18 protein-coding genes and 1 pseudogene are annotated in these 18873 nt (G+C 64.8%); 10 read left to right on the top strand and 9 right to left on the bottom strand.

Annotation, left to right across the window (positions count from 1 at the left end; genetic code table 11):
* The first annotated feature begins 5 nt into the window (after positions 1 to 5).
* From AB0H37_RS41875 to AB0H37_RS41850, 6 genes are all read left to right on the top strand, one after another.
* A complete protein-coding gene (locus AB0H37_RS41875; protein ID WP_360618212.1) occupies positions 6 to 2174 on the top strand; it encodes an AAA family ATPase in 2169 nt (722 codons plus the stop codon).
* Positions 2171 to 3328, top strand: a complete 1158-nt coding sequence (locus tag AB0H37_RS41870) for a hypothetical protein (RefSeq protein WP_360618209.1) — start codon at positions 2171 to 2173, stop codon at positions 3326 to 3328. The genes AB0H37_RS41875 and AB0H37_RS41870 overlap by 4 nt, the downstream gene beginning before the upstream one ends.
* A 700-nt stretch (positions 3329 to 4028) precedes the next feature.
* Positions 4029 to 5930 carry an AAA family ATPase gene (locus tag AB0H37_RS41865; protein ID WP_360618225.1) on the top strand — a complete coding sequence of 634 codons (1902 nt, stop codon included), beginning with the start codon at positions 4029 to 4031 and terminating at the stop codon, positions 5928 to 5930.
* Between the two features lie 163 nt (positions 5931 to 6093).
* The gene (locus AB0H37_RS41860) at positions 6094 to 6234 is read left to right on the top strand and encodes a hypothetical protein (protein WP_360618207.1); all 141 of its coding nucleotides are present in this window, start codon (positions 6094 to 6096) and stop codon (positions 6232 to 6234) included.
* Between the two features lie 220 nt (positions 6235 to 6454).
* On the top strand, positions 6455 to 6715 hold the full coding sequence (locus AB0H37_RS41855; RefSeq protein WP_360618206.1) for a transposase family protein: 261 nt from the start codon (positions 6455 to 6457) through the stop codon (positions 6713 to 6715).
* Positions 6712 to 7089: a transposase family protein gene (locus tag AB0H37_RS41850; RefSeq protein WP_360618205.1), complete on the top strand. Its 378-nt coding sequence runs from the start codon at positions 6712 to 6714 to the stop codon at positions 7087 to 7089. The genes AB0H37_RS41855 and AB0H37_RS41850 overlap by 4 nt, the downstream gene beginning before the upstream one ends.
* 125 nt (positions 7090 to 7214) lie before the next feature.
* Here AB0H37_RS41850 and AB0H37_RS41845 read toward each other — a convergent pair whose 3' ends face one another.
* Complete coding sequence (locus AB0H37_RS41845; RefSeq protein WP_360618204.1) at positions 7215 to 8438, bottom strand: Scr1 family TA system antitoxin-like transcriptional regulator; 1224 nt, start codon at positions 8436 to 8438, stop codon at positions 7215 to 7217.
* Between the two features lie 181 nt (positions 8439 to 8619).
* Between AB0H37_RS41845 and AB0H37_RS41840 the strand changes: the two genes are divergently transcribed.
* Both AB0H37_RS41840 and AB0H37_RS41835 read left to right on the top strand, forming a co-directional pair.
* Positions 8620 to 8886 carry a hypothetical protein gene (locus tag AB0H37_RS41840; RefSeq protein ID WP_360618202.1) on the top strand — a complete coding sequence of 89 codons (267 nt, stop codon included), beginning with the start codon at positions 8620 to 8622 and terminating at the stop codon, positions 8884 to 8886.
* Positions 8887 to 9128: 242 nt separating this feature from the next.
* A complete protein-coding gene (locus AB0H37_RS41835; protein ID WP_360618201.1) occupies positions 9129 to 12416 on the top strand; it encodes a type ISP restriction/modification enzyme in 3288 nt (1095 codons plus the stop codon).
* An 889-nt stretch (positions 12417 to 13305) separates the two neighbouring features.
* On the opposite strand, the gene AB0H37_RS41830 is transcribed toward AB0H37_RS41835, so the two are convergent.
* The 5 genes and pseudogenes from AB0H37_RS41830 to AB0H37_RS41810 all read right to left on the bottom strand — a co-directional run bounded on the left by AB0H37_RS41830 (position 13306) and on the right by AB0H37_RS41810 (position 15686).
* Positions 13306 to 13569 (bottom strand): hypothetical protein, encoded by a 264-nt coding sequence (locus AB0H37_RS41830; RefSeq protein ID WP_360618200.1) that lies wholly within the window; start codon positions 13567 to 13569, stop codon positions 13306 to 13308.
* A 540-nt stretch (positions 13570 to 14109) separates the two neighbouring features.
* Entirely contained in the window at positions 14110 to 14760 is a 651-nt protein-coding gene (locus AB0H37_RS41825) for a hypothetical protein (protein WP_360618198.1), read from the bottom strand.
* A 55-nt stretch (positions 14761 to 14815) separates the two neighbouring features.
* The gene (locus AB0H37_RS41820; protein WP_360618196.1) at positions 14816 to 15112 is read right to left on the bottom strand and encodes a hypothetical protein; all 297 of its coding nucleotides are present in this window, start codon (positions 15110 to 15112) and stop codon (positions 14816 to 14818) included.
* An 86-nt stretch (positions 15113 to 15198) separates the two neighbouring features.
* Positions 15199 to 15414 (bottom strand): annotated as a pseudogene (locus AB0H37_RS41815) (IS30 family transposase); the annotation flags it as partial.
* Positions 15342 to 15686, bottom strand: coding sequence for a hypothetical protein (locus AB0H37_RS41810; protein WP_360618195.1), 345 nt, complete (start codon positions 15684 to 15686; stop codon positions 15342 to 15344). The gene AB0H37_RS41810 and the pseudogene AB0H37_RS41815, both read right to left, overlap by 73 nt.
* A gap of 298 nt (positions 15687 to 15984) precedes the next feature.
* On the opposite strand from AB0H37_RS41810, the gene AB0H37_RS41805 reads away from it, so the two are divergent.
* Positions 15985 to 16380: a hypothetical protein gene (locus AB0H37_RS41805; RefSeq protein ID WP_360618193.1), complete on the top strand. Its 396-nt coding sequence runs from the start codon at positions 15985 to 15987 to the stop codon at positions 16378 to 16380.
* A gap of 269 nt (positions 16381 to 16649) precedes the next feature.
* Positions 16650 to 17543 carry a hypothetical protein gene (locus tag AB0H37_RS41800; RefSeq protein ID WP_360618192.1) on the top strand — a complete coding sequence of 298 codons (894 nt, stop codon included), beginning with the start codon at positions 16650 to 16652 and terminating at the stop codon, positions 17541 to 17543.
* A 261-nt stretch (positions 17544 to 17804) separates the two neighbouring features.
* Here AB0H37_RS41800 and AB0H37_RS41795 read toward each other — a convergent pair whose 3' ends face one another.
* The 3 genes from AB0H37_RS41795 to AB0H37_RS41785 all read right to left on the bottom strand — a co-directional run bounded on the left by AB0H37_RS41795 (position 17805) and on the right by AB0H37_RS41785 (position 18742).
* Positions 17805 to 17945 carry a hypothetical protein gene (locus AB0H37_RS41795; protein ID WP_360618190.1) on the bottom strand — a complete coding sequence of 47 codons (141 nt, stop codon included), beginning with the start codon at positions 17943 to 17945 and terminating at the stop codon, positions 17805 to 17807.
* 6 nt (positions 17946 to 17951) lie between these two features.
* Entirely contained in the window at positions 17952 to 18125 is a 174-nt protein-coding gene (locus AB0H37_RS41790; RefSeq protein ID WP_360618188.1) for a Tn3 family transposase, read from the bottom strand.
* 74 nt (positions 18126 to 18199) lie between these two features.
* Positions 18200 to 18742 (bottom strand): Tn3 family transposase, encoded by a 543-nt coding sequence (locus AB0H37_RS41785; RefSeq protein WP_360618187.1) that lies wholly within the window; start codon positions 18740 to 18742, stop codon positions 18200 to 18202.
* Between the last annotated feature and the right edge of the window lie 131 nt (positions 18743 to 18873).

Here is an 18873-nt window from a genome sequence, read left to right as displayed (position 1 = left end):
GCACGGTGGACGACGCACAGGCGTGGGGCGATCCAGGGGTTGAACGGGCGGCCCGCCGTGTTCTTCAGAACGGGCTGGCCTCAAGGCTGTCGACCCTGGACTCCGCTGAGCAGGCCTGGTCGCCGGAGGCGGCCGCCGACCTGCGGCACCGGATCATCGACAGGGCAGATGAGAGCAGCGGTTCGTTCATGGTGAAGCTGGAGGCACAGCTGGAGGGAGCGCCCAGGGCCACCGTTCTCCTCTGCGCAGAGCTACTGTTTTTGCACACTGTGCCGCTGACGAACGTCAACCCCGACACCAAGCGCAAGCGGATCGAGAAGGTGCTCGGGTGGGCCGAGCGGCCACCCGCGCTGCCTGCGGATTTGGACGAAGCGCTCGCTCGACCGGGAGTGTTCCACGGCGGTGTCGGATTCAACGTCCAGATCTGGAACCAGGTCGGCTGGCTACTTTCGTTCTTGGCGTACTGGTGGGAGCAGCCGGAGGAGGTCAGGCAGGCCGCGCTGGACGAGCCATGGCGGTTTCGCGAGGTGGTCGCCGCGATGCCCACCGATCAGCCGGGCATACGCAACACACTGCTCTACCTGGCTTTCCCCAGCACGTTCTTCCCGATCGCCAACCAGGACCACAAGCGGTGGATCCGCGACGCGTTCCTGCACGAGATCGGGGAGTCCGCAGGTCGTGACGCGGTCTCCCTCGACCGCGACCTGCTGAAGATCCGCCTCCGCCAGAACGAGAAGGCGGGCGCGCCGGTCGACTACTACCGCGAGCCGTACCTGTCGCAGTGGCAGCGGCACCGCGACGAAGGCCGCCGCGCCTGGCTCGTCCGGCCCAGGCCCGCCGGAGTCGGCGAGGAATGGCGCGAGGACGGGCTGGTCTCGGTCCCCGCCGCGCATATGGTTCTCCCCGATCCGGGTGCGGGCAAAGCGGAGATCCGCACCGCGGTCGATGAGGCGTACCGGCATGAGAACTATGTCCGGCGCCTGGAACTCGTGACCGAGTTCGACATCTTCTGCAATCGCATGAAGGTCGACGATCTCATCGTGACCTATGAGCACGGCGTTCTGCGCGTCGGCCAGATCACCGGCGAGACCACCGCGTCCGACCTTCATGGCGGTGTGTTCACGCGCACGGTCGCGTGGTCGCCCAAGACGGTCACGGAGGTGCGGCACGACGTCGGCACCGCCGCGTCCCGTCCAGGCACGATCGTCGACCTGACCTCTTTCGAGGAGTATCTCCTCGCCCTCATCGAACGTGACGCCGCTGACCCTGTCCCGGCTCCCGACACCACCGGCACCGCCCCGGTGCTCGATGCGGAAAACGCCGCGGCGCGGCTGGCCGGAGAGCTCCATCTCGAGCCCGGCTGGATCACCGAGCTCGTCGAGGTCCTCGCCGAGCGACGGCAGATCGTCCTGCACGGCCCGCCTGGGACCGGCAAGACCTTCTTCGCCCGGGCACTCGCCAAACACCTCGCCGAGGCCGACGCTATCCGGCTCGTGCAGTTCCATCCGTCGTACTCCTACGAGGACTTCGTCGAGGGGTTCCGGCCCACCGAGAGTCCAGACGGGGGCGTGGCGTTCACGTTGACGCCCGGCCCGTTGCGCCGCCTGGCGGCCGACGCGCGCAAGAATCCCGGCCGCGCGCACTTCCTGATCATCGACGAGATCAACCGGGGCAATCTGGCGAAGATCTTCGGCGAGTTGTACTTCCTGCTGGAGTACCGAGAGGAGGCGATCCATCTCCAGTACTCCCCGGACGAGCCGTTCGAGCTGCCTGAGAACGTCTTCGTCGTCGCCACGATGAACACCGCCGACCGGTCAATCGCACTGGTCGACGCGGCGATGCGCCGCCGGTTCGCGTTCTTCGAACTGCACCCCGACACCGAGCCCGTTGCCGGAGTCCTCGCCCGTTGGCAGAAGGCCACCGGACGGGATCGCCACGACAGAGCAGCGCTGCTGGCCGCGCTCAACGCCGAGATCGAAGACCGCGACTACCGGATCGGGCCGTCCTATCTAATGACCGCCGGCGCCGACCGCCCCGGCGGGCTGGAACGGATCTGGGAGCACTCGATCCTGCCGCTCCTGGAAGAGCACTACTACGGGACTCTGGACCGCCGGCAGATCCGGGAGCGGTTCGGGCTGGCCGCGATCCGCGCGAACGCCGCCGGGACGCCATGACACTTCGCCTGACTGAGAACGGCGGGGCCGCCGACGCCGCTCTCGACGCGGAGACGGCCGCGGCCCTCCACCGGTCCGGGCTCGTCGAGGTGAGTCCCGTGGGCCCCAGCCGCTGGTCGGTACGGCCGATACCGATGATGGTCGGCGCGGTCAGTGCGGGCGGGAGCGAGGTCGTCGTCGAACCCAAAACAGGGGTCGCGCGCCTGCTGTTCCTCTTGGGTTACGCCGCCAACCCGGGATTCCGCAGCGAGGACGTCGAGGGCGCCGCCGACCTCGATCCGCTGACGGCCGCCGCCGAAGCGCTGAGCCGGCAGGCCGCGCGGGCGTTGCAGCAGGGCGTCCTTCAGGGGTACGTGACGCGGGAGGAGGCGCTCATGGTCATCCGGGGCCGGCTCCGAATCGCCGACCAGTGGTCCAGACGGCCTCTGCTACCGATCCCGGTGGAAGTTACGCACGACGACTACTCTACGGACATCGCCGAGAACCGGATCTTGCGGGCGGCGCTGCGGCAGGCCGCGGCGATACCCCGGTTGCGGTTGGAGACCAGATCTCGTCTCCTCCACCTCGACGCCCGGCTCGGCGGCGTCGCCTCGCTGGTCCCGGGTGCGCCGATTCCGCTGTGGGGCGAGACGCGGCTGAACCGCCGCTACGCTGCGACGCTGCGCCTCGCAGAACTCGTCCTGCGCCACGGATCGGTCGAGGCATCTCCGGGCCGGACTTCCATCGCGGCGTTCGTCGCGAACATGCCGGCGGTCTTCGAAGATTTTGTGACGACCGCGCTGGTCGAGGCGCTTCGCGGCCGTCCCGGTCGCACCGCGACTCAGTACCCGGCCTATCTGGACGAAGGACGCCGCGTCCCCGTTCGCCCGGACCTTCTGCACCTCATCGGAGACCGCCCCGTCCTGGTCGCCGACGCTAAATACAAGACCGACGCCCGCTCCGACGACGTCCAGCAGATGCTCTCCTACTGCACCATCTTCGCCCTGAAGCGCGGCTGGCTCCTCTACGCTCGCGGATCCGCGTCTCTGGCCCCTCGCCGCATCCGCAACAGCGACGTCACGATCACGCCCGTCGCCCTCGACCTCATGGCGTCCCCCACCGATCTCCTCGCCCAACTCGCAGCACTAGCTCACAGGATGTGGAACGAACGTTAAGAAGGAGCTATCTGTGAGGTACCCCCGTCGAACTGTCGGCGCTGTGGGAGAAGCTCACCTCGGCCGACCCTCACCGATCAACTACGAGAAAACCACCGGTGGCCTGCCCGCCGGGGGCTCGTGGGTGAAGTCGGTGATGGTGTCGCTGGGGTGAGGTTGGCCAGCCAGGCAGACCAACTCGGCAGATCGGGTAGCAACGCCCATCGGGCACCGACACACCACAACAATGACTCCGCCCAAAGCCCCGCACCAGTGCACGAACGACCGGACCGTCCCGCCCATGGAGACCGACCAGCCGCCTCTTCAACAAGATCACCGCTTCTTCAACACGCACTCAACGCCGAGACGGGCCGCGGCCGCGAGAAGAAGCTGTCCGGCATAGAAGCCGACGCCGTCGCCAGGCCCCGCTGTGCGCCTCAGTCCACTAACGACGGCGTGTACGCGGCCGACCCGAGTCTCGTCAACGGGAGCTCGGCTGCGGCGAGAGGCGCTTCTAGCTGGCGCTCAGGGTTGAAGACACCCTCTTAACCGGTTCGTCCGTCGTAGCCGCAACGTTTTTACACGTCCTACAGAACCGACATAGCACCCGAACCAACATACTGCTTACCACAACTTGACAAGCCAGACAAATCACCTCACCTGCATCTGCGAATCGGCGCATATCGGCCACTTCGAGCAATCCAGTTGCGGTGAGACTGGGGTGAAGTGTGAGATCTACGGGGTGCGAATCAAACGAGTGAGAATCCAGAACTATCGGTGCCTGCGGGACGTGAACATCTCCTTCGACGAGATCACGACGTTCATCGGCCCCAACGGGTCCGGAAAGTCGGCTGTCCTTCGGGCGCTGGACTGGTTCTTCAACGGAACGGCCGGCACCCTCACCGAGGAGGACGTGTGGGCCGGAGCCGCACACAAGCAGATCAGCGTCGAGGTGCAGTTCTGCGAACTCACAGACCTTGATCGGACGACGCTGGGAAAGTACGCCGCTGGCCAGGTGCCGACGGTCACGCTGTGGCGCCGTTGGGAGGACGGCACGGCCAAGCTGTCGGGTAGGACGCTCGGCTATCCGGCGTTCAGACAAGTACGGCAGATGGACATGGCCAGCGAACGGATCCAGAAGTACCGGGCGCTACGCAACCAACGTCCCGACCTCGAGCTTCCCGCAATCCGCAGCGCGACGGACGCTGAGGACGCGATGACCGCATGGGAACAGCAACATCCGGACCAGCTCGAGCCCGCGGAGTTGGCGGCGGACGGGCACTTCTTTGGCTTCGCCGGGCAGGCGAAGATGACGGGCCTGTTCGACTACGTGTTCGTCAACGCGGACCTTCGGGCAGTGGAGGAGGGACGCGACGTCAAGGGCTCCATCATCGGCCGGATCATGGACCAGGCCGTCAACCGCACCCAGGCCGAGAAGGAACTACTCGACCTGCAGGCGGTCTTCGACGACCGACGCGGCCAGATCCACAACGATCATTTCAAGGAACAGCTCAGGGAGCTGTCAGAAGAGCTGACGACGGAGGTCGAGCAGCTCACGCGAGGGCGGAGGCTCCACGTCAGCTCACACGTCCCGGAGATGCGCATCCCCCAGGCCCAGTTCCAGGTGTCGGTCATGGACGGCACCGCAAGTACCCGCGTCGATCAGCAGGGCCACGGCTTCCAGCGAGCACTGCTGATCACTGCTCTACGGGTCTTGGCCGAGAGGAAGGCCGCCGAAGCGAGCCGGACGGTCTTCCTGGCGATCGAGGAGCCGGAGCTGTTCCAGCATCCACTGCAGGCCCGAACGTTCGCCTCGGTGCTCCGGGCGCTCGCCGACCAGCCGGAACGCGGTATGCAGATCGCCTACGCGACGCACAGCCCGTACTTCCTGGAGGCCGAGGGCTTCCAGCAGGTGCGCCGACTCTCGCGCATCGTCGAGGACGGAGCACCCTCGGTCAGCGTTCACTCCGCCACCCGGCACAGCGTCCGGCAGCGGCTCGACCTGGCCACGGAGGATGCGAAGCTGTCCAAGAAGTTCGCGCGGGCCTACCTGACACAGCTCCCGGAGGCGATGTTCGCGCGCGCGGTGATCCTGGTCGAAGGGATCACGGACAAGGGAGTGCTCGAAGGCTGCGGGCTGAGGTTGGACCCGCTCAACAAGAACGGCGTCATGGTGGTGCAGGTAGGCGGCAAGCAGAACCTGCGCCTGCCGTATGCGATCCTTACCGAGCTGGGCATCCCCACTTTTGTCGTCTTCGACGCGGACGCACAGAACAAGGAGCGCCAGCCGGGAGACACCGACAACAAGCTCGCCAACAGGATCGCGCAGTGCATCGACGTGAACCGCAAGCTTTTTACCCTCCTCGGCGCAACACCTAAGGACTGGCCCAGTCTGCAAGTGACAGATCGCTATGCGGTGTTCCCCGAGACCCTGGAGAGCTTCCTCGCAGAGACATGGCCGGAGTGGGAGCTGACCAAGAAGGAACTCATCGCAAAGGGCGACGGGACCGAGGACAAGGACGAGCACACTTACTGCCAAGCCACGCTGCACACCAGGGCGCTTCCGCCACCGCAACTGGTAGAGATCGTCAGCCGCGCCCACCTGCTGGCCAAGGAGAACTAACCGACCGCCGCGGCAGTCAGCGACGACCTTCAATCGACTACAAACGACGTTAGTTCGTCGCCATCCACACCCGAGCACCGTGCAGATGCATGAAGCTGACGTAGTGACTGTCTACGACCGCAACATCGCTTAGAGTCAGACGCAGCTGTGGAACGAGGTGCCGATGACCGGCGACGAGCTCGCCTCACGTAGTAAGCAGAGAGCCGACGAGCGCTTCGATGCCATAGTGAACGATCTAGAAGCGCTGATGCGCTCCAGTGAGCCTTTTTCAGTGGCAGATTCGTGCGTGCTTATCACAGCATGATCGCGGACGGCGTGGGCCTTGCCGGACGTCAAGAAGCCCCTGGTAGGACGGTTGATCTCTCACAACCCCCGTCCCCACCAAAGGCCTCACATGCTTTTGTACCGTGCTTCGCCGCCGTTATCGCGCCGGACCCTGACCTACGCCACTGGTGTCGTCCGCCGCCACCGCCAGGCCCTCGGCAGCAAAGGACGGCGCTTGCCCCCGGGCATGCAGGCTCTAAATGACCCTGGTCTACCTGCGCAAAGGCGATACCTACGCCGAACTGGGCGCCGGATTCGCCGTCTCCACCACCACGGCATGGCGCTACATCAACGAGTCCGTCGACCCGCTCGCCGCCCGATCGCCCAAACTCGGCGCGGCGCTGGCCAAAGCGGTCAAAGCCGGGCTGCCGTACCTGGTGCTGGACGGCACCTTGGTCTCGATCGACCGGGTCGCCGCCGACCGGCCCTACTACTCGGGGAACACCGCCGTCCCGGCATGAACCTCCAGGTCATCGCCGCACCGGACGGTACCCTGCTGTGGGTGCCGGGACCGCTGCGCGGCTCGGTCCACGACCTGACCGCGGCCCGGATCTGGGGCGTCGTCCGGGCACTGGCCGCCACCGGGCTGCTCGTGCTGGCCGACAATGCCTACCAGGGCGCCGGCGCGCACATCCTCACGCCCTACAAGGGACGCGACAAGCCCGAGCCGCAAAAGGACGCCAACCGCGCACACGCCAAGATCCGCGGACCCGGCGAACGAGCGAAAGCCCAGCTCAAGTCATGGCGATCGTGGGGAAGCTACGCTGCTGCCTCCACCCCGCCCGACCACCTCGCCAAAGCCATCCACACCCTGCAACTCCGCGAGACACGCTAAAAAGGCTCACTATGAACCCGACACCCAAACGCTTTACATCGGGGGCGAAGCCTTCACACCCGTGCAGCAGGAAGTCATCGACTACACCATCTCTGGCCGACGCGTGGTGTGGCGTTGGTTGAACGTCATACCTCCCGAAGAAGATCGCAGAGAAGATCTACCGTGCGCTCCGGGGTCGCACTGTCGACGCACAGGCGTTCCATCGCCTGTAGGTGGGTGTCGACGTCGTCGCGCTTGTCCAGGTACATTGCGCCGGTAAGATTCTCGACGTAAACCACGTCCGGCGCATCATGCACGGGAAAACGCAGGACCGTGAAGGCCCCGCCCTCGGCAGCTGCAATGCCGGACCAGAACGGCATGATCTGGATGGTGACGTTGGGCAGCTTGGACATCTCGATGAGATGCTCGAACTGGCCGCGCATCACCTCAGGTCCGCCGATGGGGCGCCGCAGGGCCCCCTCGTCCACCACGGCCCACAGGCGCGGTGCGTCCGGGCCCGTGAGGCGTTCCTGACGTTGCAGGCGCTGTTCCACGCGCTGGTCGATCTCGTGTTCGGCGGCCCTGGCGTTGCCCAAGCGGATCAACGCTCGCGCATACCCCTCCGACTGCAACAGTGCCGGGATGGACTGCACATAGGTGCGGATCAGCGCCGCCGACTCCTCCAGTTTTACGTAGGTCTGGGACTCGATGGGAAGGACATCGTCAAAACTGCTTTGGAAAGTTTCCAGCCTGTTGAGCAGTTCTTCGAGTTTTTGGCAGCGTTGTTCAGCCTCAGAGGCGCGGCGTTGGGCGTGATCCAGTTGGCTGGTGAGGTTGCCGATCTCGGCTTCGAGGTGGTCTCGTTCGGCTTGCAGGGCAGCGCGGTCAGCCTCCCAAGTAGCCTTCAGCCGATCGTGCTGGCGGATACGTTCGGCGAGTCGCCCTTCTAGGTGCGCGGCGTAGCGTTCGGCTTCGCGTTGGCCCACCACGGCGACGTGCAATTTGTCGCGGACAAGGCGCACCCGGTACTCATGCGGATGGGTGACTTGGAGGGCCGCCAGTTGCAGCCCAGTCAGGTGGTCGCGGACCTGTGGAGAGACGTCCATGCCCTGCTCGGCCTTAATGGCTAGCAGCCGGTCTAGGAACGAGTCGTCACCGGGAATGCGCCTGCCACTTAGGTAACGCGAAACAGTGCCCTTATCGAGGTGGTACGTCCGGGCAAATCGGTTCTGCGACATCCCTACCTGTGCCCAGACTGTGCGGAGCTCCCTGACCCACGCCCGTACTTCTGGGCCGAGCGTGGGATCCAGGCCTTTCAACCCGCCCAGGGCGGGGGGATCAGCCGCGTCCTGCGGCACGATGTCGGTCATACCTCCATGATCGGCTGTGGCCCCGCCGCTCCACTCCGTTCCCTCGATGCCGGGTGTTGCCATCTTTCGCAACACCCCAATGCGCAGTCGTTGCGGCATGGTGCAACACCCGCCGCGAGTGGCTTCCTGGAAGCAAGTCGGTGCCATCCGGGCGCCGGGTCCTGAACACGGTGAAGGCGGCATGCACCAACCTGAACTTTCTCCGACCGGCCCAAACGGCCTGCGCACCCTGGTGATCGTGATGGTCGCCGTCGCCATCGGCATCGTCGTCGGTGCACTGTCGCTTTTTGCCGACCATGCGGTCCCCGAGGTACTGCTGGCGGCGAGCGCGGCGACCAGCAGCACCGCCGATCTACTCAACCAGATCCTCCCTGTGTGCCATCCCCTTCCTAGTCCTGATGATTCAGAGGAGGAGCATCCAGACGATCACACCGAGCGTCACGGCTGACCAAGGGGCCACCGAGACATACGAACGCTCGGCGGTCCACCGCTAGAGAGGCCGGCCCCACGAGTGAGCTGTACCGAGTACTAACGGACTGAGCCAGATGTGGCCAACAGTGCAGGTGTGACCACTCAGCGACTTGATGAAGTCCGGAACAGCGCTCACGGTGAGGGCGGTGCCGCTCTTCTTTGGAGGTGGGCGTGGCACGGTCCTCCAAGCCCGAGGCCAGGGCCTCCGCAGAAGCGATCGTGGCAGAGTTCGGCCGGACGGTATCCCAGAAACGCGGGCTGGGGGGAGCCGAGGAGGACCAGCTACGAGGCCCTCTGGAGATACTCCTGCGGAAGCTCGGCACATTTATCGGCGTGGACGCCATCCCCTATGGTGAGGTGAGGCTCGGCTCGCTCCGTGCACGGCCGGACTACGCCGTGAACATCGGGCAAGTGCGAGTCGGCTATGTCGAGTTGAAGAAGCCTGGCAAGGGTGTCCCTGGGGCGGCGGAGTGGCGTCCAGGGAGAGGTGACCAGGAACAGTGGAGTAAGCTCTGCTCGCTCCCGAACGTGATCTATACCGACGGCGTAACGTGGGCGCAGTACTCGTACGGCGAGCGGATTTCGCCGATTGTCAGGCTCGCCAACACGATTTCCGACCTGCGCCGCCCCTTGGCGCCTGCCGTCGCCGACCTGGTCGGCGTCCTTCGGCGGTTCCTGCTCTGGGAGCCGGAGTCCCCTCGAACGTTGACCTCGCTGGTGGGAATTCTCGGGGGCTTGTGCGGCCTGTTGAAGGACGAGGTCCACGCTGCGATCACCGACCCGCTGAAGAAGCGGTCGCAGATGCGGCTGGCATTGCTGGCCGACGACTGGCGGGACCTGCTCTTCCCTGGTCTCGACAATGAGCGGTTCGCTGACGCGTTCGCCCAGACCATCACGTTCGCTCTGCTCCTAGCCCGTGTCGACGGCATCGACCTCCTGGGCGAGAGTTATTACGAGATTGCCCAGAAGCTCGGGAAGCGGCACCTGCTGATGGGGCAGGCGTTTTCCGTGCTCACCACCGGCGTGGACGATGAACTGGACACGATCGAGACCCTGCGCCGTGTCATCGATGTCGCCGACCTCAATGATTTGGACGTCAACCCGGCGGATGCCTACGCCTACCTGTACGAACGCTTCCTCGCGACCTACGACCCCGCGCTGCGTAAGGACACCGGTTCGTACTACACCCCCATCGATGTCGCCCGCCATATAGTCAGATTTGTCGACGAGGTACTGCAAGAACATCTCGACAAGGATTGGGGTTTCGCCGACGAGGACGTCGTGATCGTGGATCCCGCTATGGGAACTGGGACCTTTCTGGTCGAGGTCATCAGCGCCGTTGCCGACCGTGTCGGCGACAGGCTCGGCCCTGGGACACGTGAGGACTTCGTCCATGATCTGGTCTCGAGAAGGCTCATCGGGTTCGAGATCCAGGTCGCCCCATATGCGGTCGCCGAACTTCGCATTCATGGGTCCTTCAAGACCCGGTTCCGAGTGGAGACGCCCCCCAAGGCGCGACGCTTTCTCACCGACGCGCTGGCCGACCCGAGCCAAGTGCAGCGGAAGCTTGGCGCCCCGTACCGGGTGATGGAGGAAGCGCGCGACGAGGCGAACGACATCAAGCTCAAGGTTCCGGTGATGGTGGTCATCGGCAATCCGCCCCACGTGGAGAACGCGAAGGGCCGCGCCCCATGGATCGAAGAACCACGACAGGGGACGCCAAGGCCCCGGTCCGTCGCCGCGCGCCCCTCCATCGACGAGTTCAGAGCCGAGGGTCTTGGCCGCTACGAGTCCGACCTGCATGGCATGCCCTGGTACTTCCTGCGCTGGGCGGCCTGGAAGGTGTTCGAGGCCGAGCAGCGCATGCCGGCGGGCGTAGTCGCCTTCATCGTCCCGTCCAGCGTGACCAGAAGCCGAGCCTTCAGCGGTCTGCGTGAGTATCTGCGACGCAAATGCAAGGTGGGCTGGGTCATCGAACTCACCCCGGAGGGCAACCGTCCGCCGATGTCCACGCGCATCTTCGGGCCCGATGTAGGTCGGCAACTCAGCATCCTCGTTTTCGCTAACGCCGCCGCCGGTTCCGATGAGAGAGAAGCAGCCGAAGTTTGGTATATCGCGTTGACCGGAACAAGCGAGGAGAAGCGCTCGGCGTTGAAGAAGCTGAAGACAACAGATCCACGTTGGCAGCGCTGCAGCCCCGATTGGCAGGCCGCTTTCCTCCCAGCCGGCGACCCGATATGGACGTCCTCTCCCTCACTCGGCGATCTCATGCCTTGGCGCTCCAGGGGGATCACCCCGGGCCGGACCTGGGTCTACGCTCCCACGGCCGACCTGCTACAAGACCGGTGGCGTGCGTTTATCGCGGCGCCGGTAAGTGAGCGCCGCGAACTCTTTCGGGAAAGCCGGGACCGAACTTTGCACAGCAAAGTGAAGCCGCTCCCCGGGTTTTCACGAGCCGCTCGACCGCTGGCAGAAGAGTTCACTGACTGTCCCGAGCCGATCCGAGTGGCCTACCGCTCATTCGACCGACAGTGGATCATTCCCGACAACCGGCTCTTGGTCATGGCCCGTCCCCCACTCTGGCAGGTCCGATCCGAGCGTCAGATTTATCTCTCCGAACAAGACGCCCACCAGATCGAGGACGGCCCGGCATTGACGTTCACCGGACTCATACCGGACCTCGACCACTTCTGCGGCTGGGGCGGCGGCGGGGTGCGCCCCCTTTGGCGCGACCCCGCAGGCAACGTTCCCAACATGACCGGCAAGTTGCTCAACCATCTCAGCAGCCTATTGGGGCTCTCCGTCTCCGCGCCGGATGTGCTGGCCTACATCGCGGCTGTGACCGCACATCCCGGATACACCCGCCGGTTCAAGCAAGAGTTGCGGCAGCCAGGCGTCCGAGTCCCGATCACCGCGGACCCGGCGTTGTGGAAAGACGCATTGACCATCGGCCACGAGGTCCTCTGGCTACACACCTACGGCAGCCGCGTCACTGACCCCGCCACGACGCTCCGACGCTCTGAGCGCGCCGTCGTCGAGCGCTTCAGCATCAAATGTCTGGCTCCTGTGAGATCACTTCCCGAGCAGCTTTCCGAACGCCTCCACTATGAACCCGATACCCAAACGCTTTACGTCGGCAGCGGATCCTTCGCACCCGTGCGGCAGGAAGTCATCGACTACACCATTTCTGGCCGGCGCGTGGTGTGGCGTTGGCTGAACGACCGGACCACCCGGCCCCGAAACAAACGCAGATCGTCGGAACTCGACGACATTATGCCAACTACCTGGAGTCGGGACTTCACGTTGGAGTTCCTCGCCCTTCTCTCCGTCTTGACAGGATGTGTGCTTCTGCACCCGGAACAGGCACGACTCCTGGAGGATATCTGCACGGGTCCGCGGATCGACACAAGAGACCTCAACGACGCTGGAGTCCTTCCCGTCCCTCTCGCCGCCACAAAGCCACCGTCATCAGCACCATCCAACTTCTCTTCCCTTCCCGGAAGCTGACCTTTGCTCCAGCTTCCCCTCGCCAAGCCTTGTCCGAACCCCGCTGCCGTTGCTGGCGGCCATGTCGTCTCGTTGTCGGCTCGGCGGTTCCGAAACGGATCGGCATGCGACGGCATTGTCCAACCCGAAATTCGGGCTCGATGGGGACGAGCTGATACAGAATGGCCCCCAGAACACCATCTTGATACGACAACTTCGGACTTTTAATCCGTAGGTTGTGGGTTCGAGTCCCACGCGACCCACCACCCCTGACCAGGGCAAACGCGAGATCGTCCCGGTTTGCCTGCTGCCCGATTCGCCCCGTTCCGTCCCCCCGTCTGCTCGATGTTTGCTCGCGGGCACGCTGCCGGCCGGGATGTGGCCGAAGGCGTCCAGGAGTCCAGGCAGGGACTGGTGGGCGAGGTTGCCGCGGTCGGTGGAGCAGCGGTGATGACGCTTGTCGATCTTTCCGCCACCGTTGTCGCGCCCGGAGCGGATGTGCCCGCGGGTGTGCGACCCGTACGGCGGTGAGGTGAGCACCAGCGCCGCTCTCCCATGCAGGGCCTGCAAGAGGATGGATTCTGAATTCGAGCTGTCGCCTCGGATTCAGCACTTCGAACATTCAGGCAAGGCCTCGCCAATCGCGCAGAATAAACTCGCGACATCCTTAATTTCTTCACCCTCCATAACGAGCTCTCGAGGGGAGCCGAATGCTCCCCCTTAGAAGCAGATTCGGCGCACCTAAGACCGGCTACTTCTAGCCACGCTTCACGGGCTCCGACCTGAAGCGTGCGCCATTCACCACGCCGCGACCGGGAAACGCGGAACCTGTCCCACAACCTGCGGGCCACGGCATGCGGAGGCAACCCCGTTTGTGCCGTGACGACTAGATATTTGGGCGTATCCCCGACTACTGAACTAGCTTGGCGCCCCACAGCGGGTAGCGCCCCCTGGGCCGACTTTCGGTGTCGAGGACAAGGACCTCGATGTCACCCCTAAGCGTCTCGATCGGCCCGTCTAGGGTCGGCCGCACGAGCCTGAAGGCGACCCGGGCGTTCTCGGCTTCAAGCAATGCGCCGAAGTCGTTGGCGCTGTAGCGCCCGGCAAAAAACCCTTCCAGATCGGAAGCGAATACGAACGTGTCACTTTCCTCGAACCGGACAAAATATTTCACCGGCAGCGTCGCCCACCTTTCACTGGGAACACGTCGAATCAGCAGGTAACAACGGTGATATTCTGGTACTTGACTTTCGGGTCCGTGTAGCCATACTCCTCAAAGCGGTTCGGACCCATGATCTATACGTATCGCACTTCCCGGGAACCTCCCATTCGGGCGAGCCCTGGAAACCCGACTCCGCGTGAGGATCCCACTTGGCCGCATGCCTCGCAGATTCGCGCCCTTGATAAAGCTTTTGAGTAGGATCTGTGGGGCTTACCGTGCGCAGGGTCCCCTGCCCGGCCTTAATCCTGCAATCTCGTTTGCAGCCCACACAGGAACTTCGTTGTCGTTGTGCACCAGCACCGGCATTGAGCCGGCGAGCACATCGTACGTGTGCAGGTCGGCGACAGTGAGGTTGTGGACCCGCTGATGATGGGCGCATCACAGCTTTGTCGCGGTGACCTGCACGTAGATGCCGGCACTGGTGCGGAGCCTTGCCGCGGTCGGCCTCCCATATATCGAGCTTCCCTGATCAAAGAGAAGCTGCTCGGGCGGTTAGGAAGGGCGGCGGCGTATGCCCTCAGGGGTGAAGGCGAAACTCGTTTCGAGCGACTGGCCGCTGGAGCGGACGGCGAGCAGGACGGGTTCGCTGTAGAGGGGTGGCCAGCTGGATTCGGCGTCGGGTTCGGTGCCGTTCCAGAGGTGAAAGGAGATCATCGGGTCGGTAGGCGACCCGCTCGTGTAGCTCAGGGTTTTGCCGTAGAGCGGATTGGTTCCGCCGAAGTGGATCGAGGGCGGACCGAAGGTCTCGAGAACATCGGACAGGCTTCGATCGTGCGCCGTCCATCGGCGGTGTTCGGTTGCGAGGGAGGAGTACTCCGCTGTGGTGAGCGTCCGGTCGATCTTGAGCCAGCCCTGTGCTCGGGAGTACTCGGCGTAGACCGATGCGATGCCTGATTCATAGCGGCCGGGGATCACGAGTGCGAAAGCACCGGTCACGCCAAGGGGCGTCCAAGCCCCACGCTCTTCGAGCAAGCGAGGAAACCCAGGCCCGTCCCTGCGCTCGGCGTACTCGAGATGGTCAAGGACGAGGCGGATGGCCGCCTCACCGCCGGACATACCGGGTCGGCGCAGCGCCAGGTTGAGCTGGTCAACGAGATAGTCACGGATCTCCGCACCTGTACGAAGACCCTGGGGATTCGACATCGACGCAGTCTCCCCTAGACAGCAGGAGGAACGAGAACCGGAGTGTGATGCAGGCTCAGGTCTGGTCGGTGGCCAGCTCGGCGATCTGAATCAGCCGGGCGACGTACGGGCGCGTCACTTTCAGCACCAAGGGGAGAACGGCGGTGAGTTCTGCCGCGCAGTCGTTGAGGATCTGCCGCCGTCGGGAATCCAGCCTGCCTTGGCCGGACAAGTAGGTGGTGACGCAGCCGGCGATGTAGGCGTCAAGCGCGGAAACCGATTCTCCGCTGGGCGCATCAATCCAGCGCAGCCCTTCGGGGAAGGGCTCGTTCATGTGGTGCGCCCACAGGGCCTGCACGGTGTCGAAGTTCATCGGGTGGTGCCTTGAGTGAGGGCTGCTGCCTCGGCGCTGGCGGCGCGGAGTCCCTGAAGATTGGGAATGGGGTGTAGAACTTGGGTTCAAGGAGTCGTCGCAACACGTCTTTTCGGTGAGCATAGATGCTCACTGAAGGCTTCGGCGGAAGTCTTCCAGTCCAGGTTCTTGCGTGGGCGGCTGTTGAGAGTGGCGGCGACGGCGTCGAGTGCGTCTTGGTCGTGTCGGCTCAGGTCGGTACCCTTGGGGAAGTACTGGCGCAGCAGTCCGTTGGTGTTTTCGTTGGTGCCGCGCTGCGGGTTCGTCCTCTTCGCCGCGGCCCGGTCGAACCTGCGGCCAGGGTTCCGTTCTCCGCCTGCTTGCGCCAGTGCTCGATGTGGGAGTGGTACAGACGTTCCGACCGCAGCAGCGCACCACGCTCGGGGCTGCCCTCGGGAAGAGCGTCATAGGCAGCCAGGATCCGAACCTTGTAGGCCTTGGCGAACGTCCGCCGCTTCGCGCGTTCGGGCTGCTGCTCGGTCACACGACCATCCTGCCCCGTCATGGCGGCCTGGTCAGCGAGGGTCATCGTCACTATCTCGATCGTCCTGTCTTGCCCTGCTTCACATCACTAGGACCCGTTCATCTCATGTCTCACATCAGTCTGACAGTGAGGGCTTCGCCATCGGGTTCGGCCGGTTCGGGCGCAGCGGCCGCGGAGCGGAGCCGGCCGTCAAGGAGAGCGCAGGTCTCGGCGGCGATTCCCGTGGTGGTCCACGCCACCTACTCGACGGCCAAGCTGGACAGGTTGGAACAGGTTGGAACGGGTTGGAACAGGTTGGAACGCCTATGAGGTGAGCCGAGTTTGTCCTCATCGAAGGAGTTAGCGTTCCATGTCAAGAATCATCTCCCTGTCGCTCCTGGGCCTCGCCGCCCTGGCCTCCACCGCGGTGCTGGCCGGTCCCGCTTCCGCGACGTCCCCGCCGACCTGCCAGATCAACCCCTCCACGTCCGGGCCCAGCCCGATCGTCTGCGGCACCTTCCGGGCCGCCTCGACCTACGGCATCCACAACGCCGTGGCCAACGGCCCGTCCACCGGTTACACCTGGACAGTCCCCGCCGGCATCACGTCCTTCAGCGGATGCTCCTTCACCACCGCCTTCTGCGACTTCACCTTCCACTCCGACGGCAACGACCACGACCTCACCACCAGCGTCCAGATCAACGGCTCCTCCCCCCTCTCGGTCACCGCAGTGATCCCCGCCGTCTGTGGCAGGTTCCTCTGTTGATCCCGCTCCCAGAGGGGGTCCCGAGTATTCAGAGCCTACCTCTGACCTGGGGAAACTCTCGCTCGCCAGGCCGCGCGGGTCCAAGTGATCGCCAACCGGGACGGGCCCGTCGCACCCGCAGACCCGTGGAGCGCGACCGGCTACGCGTTCTGCGCATCCTGACCTGAGGAATCGGGAGTACGAGTTGACCAGCGACCGAGGCCCTGGCTCCGACAGACCAACACCGACCGCTGGGACCAGCACGGCAACACTCACATGAGGAACAGCACATGAATTACCAGAACTCACGGCTTTGCAGGTCGCTCCTTGCCGCCTGCGTCGCCATCGGCACCGTGTGCGCCGGGAGCCTTCTCGCGGCACCGGCCGGAGCTGCCGGCGGTCTCGTCCTGACCAACGCGACATCGCACTTCGACTCCGTGTCGAGCAAGTCGGTCCAGGTGGACTGCCCGGCCGGTATGCAGGTGGTGGGCGGCGGCTCGGACATCCCGTTCTCGGGGGTGTCGGTCGCGAACCGGGTGCGGCTGGTGGAGCTGCGGCCGGTGCACAACAACAACGGTCCCGACGGCTACGTGGCCGTCGCCAAGGAGGTCGACGCGGCGGTGACCGACGACTGGGAACTGGATGTTTACGCGGTCTGTTCCGACCCGATCCCGGGTCTGTACCTGGCTGGTGGCAGCGGCCCGGCCGGGTCCGCCACGGTGCAGTCGGCCGACGCCGTCTGCGCGCCGGGCAGCGTGGCGCTCGGCGGTGGTGGCCTGGTGCGCAACGCGGGCTTCCAGGCCGACCTGCGAACGGTGGCCCCCAGCCAGACCGGGGATCGGTTCACCGCGGTGGGCGGCGAGGACGTCGACGGGTACGACAAATCCTGGTCGATGGTCGCCTACGCCATCTGCGCGCCGCGGCCGCCGGGCTACCAGATTCACGTCGAGACCAACCCCGGCAGTCCCACCGCCTCGCGGAAGGCGTTTACTTCGAACTGCCCCGTAGGCACGCGACTGCGCGGCTCGGGCGTGGCGACCGATCCGACCGCCGGGGGCGGCATCGGCCTGGAGCAGGTCTTCCCGCAGACCCAACTCACCGCGACCCAGGCCCTCGCGGTCGCGACCGAACCCATCACGGCCGACTGGGGACCCATCCAGGTCTTCGCCATCTGCGCGACCTGAGCCAGGAGCCCGAGCCGACCGGTGCCGCCCACTGGGCACCGGCCGGCTCCGGCAGGACCACCCGCGGCGCTGGGCGATATGAGACCGGGAGAAACCGCAGGTCAGATCTTCGTCCGTGGGAAGTCCGTTGTGACTTGACAAACACCAGGACGGCGGTCTGTCGGCAAGAAGGGGAATGAACGCCCTGGTCAGCGCTATGGCAGACGACAAGAAGCCTGAGAACAGCCTGATCGGCGGGATGGTCGGTCAATACTCTGCGTATTACGGCCCAGCCGGTGGGCTGGAGCCGCCGATGGCCGATAGCGCCAGGCGCTTGTCGAGGTTGATCTGGATCTCCCCGTAGGGGGTCATGTTGGTGTGGAAGACCGGGGTGAGGCCACGCTGGTCGGCGTCGGTGAGCACGTCCTGTTATTCGGGCAAAGCGAGCGTGTCTTGCATCATCAAGGTATTGATGTAGCCGAGGCAGCTCTGCAGGATGTGCAGGCACAGCATGCCGAGCTCCTGTTCCTCCTTGCGGTTGGAGGCCAGCTCGCCGCCCTTGCCGAAGCGGATGTAGTCGTTGACGCCGTTGTAGTTCTCCACCACGTTCAGCCCGGACTCGGTCTCGCGCTGTGCGCTGCCGGATGGCGGTGGCGTACTTCATCATCAGGTCGTAGTTACGCTCGATGACATCCCACCGGATCGGCCTGGTGAGCGCTGGCCCGACCAGCGGGTAGGAGAACTCGTCCCCGGCGGCCGGGCACGTACAGCTTCATCATGTTGATCTGCTTGAACCGGGCGACCAGGTCGAAGTCCAGCAGACTGGTGATGCCGAACCCGACGAAGGTGGCGCCATGGGAGTCGACGAAGTTCTGCTCGATCTCCATGTCGGTGCCGTGCCGCATCGCCCCCTCGACCATCGCGTGCACCTGCGACGCCGAGCAGGCGATCAGCTGCGAGTGCACGGCCATCGCCCCGGACGTCTCCACCGTCCAGTAGATCAACACGCCGCGCTTGGCCCGCCGGTAGCGGGAATGCCATTCGGTGAAGATGTTCTGGTCGTAGGCCGAGAAGTGGGTGGAGTCGGAGGCGACCGAGCTCGTGCCCTCGCCCCACAGATCGGTGTGGCGGGCGGAGAAGGTGGCGTTGGCGATGGTCCGGGCGACCTCGCGGCAGCCCTGTGCTTGCCGGAAACCTCGTCCGCGCAGGTCAAGCCGCATGTTCGTACTCGTTGAGGATGCCGCCCAGACGTTGCTTTCTTCGGATGTTCAGGTGGGTGATCTGGTTCGGTTCGGTGATCGGTGGAGGCAGCGGCTTCAAGGGGCGGGCGTTAGCGATGCCCTGGTGAGGC

The sequence above is a fragment of the Actinomadura sp. NPDC023710 genome (assembly GCF_040639875.1).
Taxonomy (GTDB): Bacteria; Actinomycetota; Actinomycetes; order Streptosporangiales; family Streptosporangiaceae; genus Spirillospora; species Spirillospora citrea.
This window is presented reverse-complemented; position numbering and strand designations above follow the sequence as displayed.

Coding starts and splice junctions, on each gene's coding strand:
- AB0H37_RS41785 (WP_360618187.1), bottom strand. CDS start 18,742: ATGCGGCTTGACCTGCGCGGACGAGGTTTCCGGCAAGCACAGGGCTGC.
- AB0H37_RS41870 (WP_360618209.1), top strand. CDS start 2,171: ATGACACTTCGCCTGACTGAGAACGGCGGGGCCGCCGACGCCGCTCTC.
- AB0H37_RS41850 (WP_360618205.1), top strand. CDS start 6,712: ATGAACCTCCAGGTCATCGCCGCACCGGACGGTACCCTGCTGTGGGTG.
- AB0H37_RS41825 (WP_360618198.1), bottom strand. CDS start 14,760: ATGTCGAATCCCCAGGGTCTTCGTACAGGTGCGGAGATCCGTGACTAT.
- AB0H37_RS41845 (WP_360618204.1), bottom strand. CDS start 8,438: ATGACCGACATCGTGCCGCAGGACGCGGCTGATCCCCCCGCCCTGGGC.
- AB0H37_RS41805 (WP_360618193.1), top strand. CDS start 15,985: ATGTCAAGAATCATCTCCCTGTCGCTCCTGGGCCTCGCCGCCCTGGCC.
- AB0H37_RS41840 (WP_360618202.1), top strand. CDS start 8,620: ATGCACCAACCTGAACTTTCTCCGACCGGCCCAAACGGCCTGCGCACC.
- AB0H37_RS41820 (WP_360618196.1), bottom strand. CDS start 15,112: ATGAACTTCGACACCGTGCAGGCCCTGTGGGCGCACCACATGAACGAG.
- AB0H37_RS41855 (WP_360618206.1), top strand. CDS start 6,455: ATGACCCTGGTCTACCTGCGCAAAGGCGATACCTACGCCGAACTGGGC.
- AB0H37_RS41800 (WP_360618192.1), top strand. CDS start 16,650: ATGAATTACCAGAACTCACGGCTTTGCAGGTCGCTCCTTGCCGCCTGC.
- AB0H37_RS41860 (WP_360618207.1), top strand. CDS start 6,094: ATGACCGGCGACGAGCTCGCCTCACGTAGTAAGCAGAGAGCCGACGAG.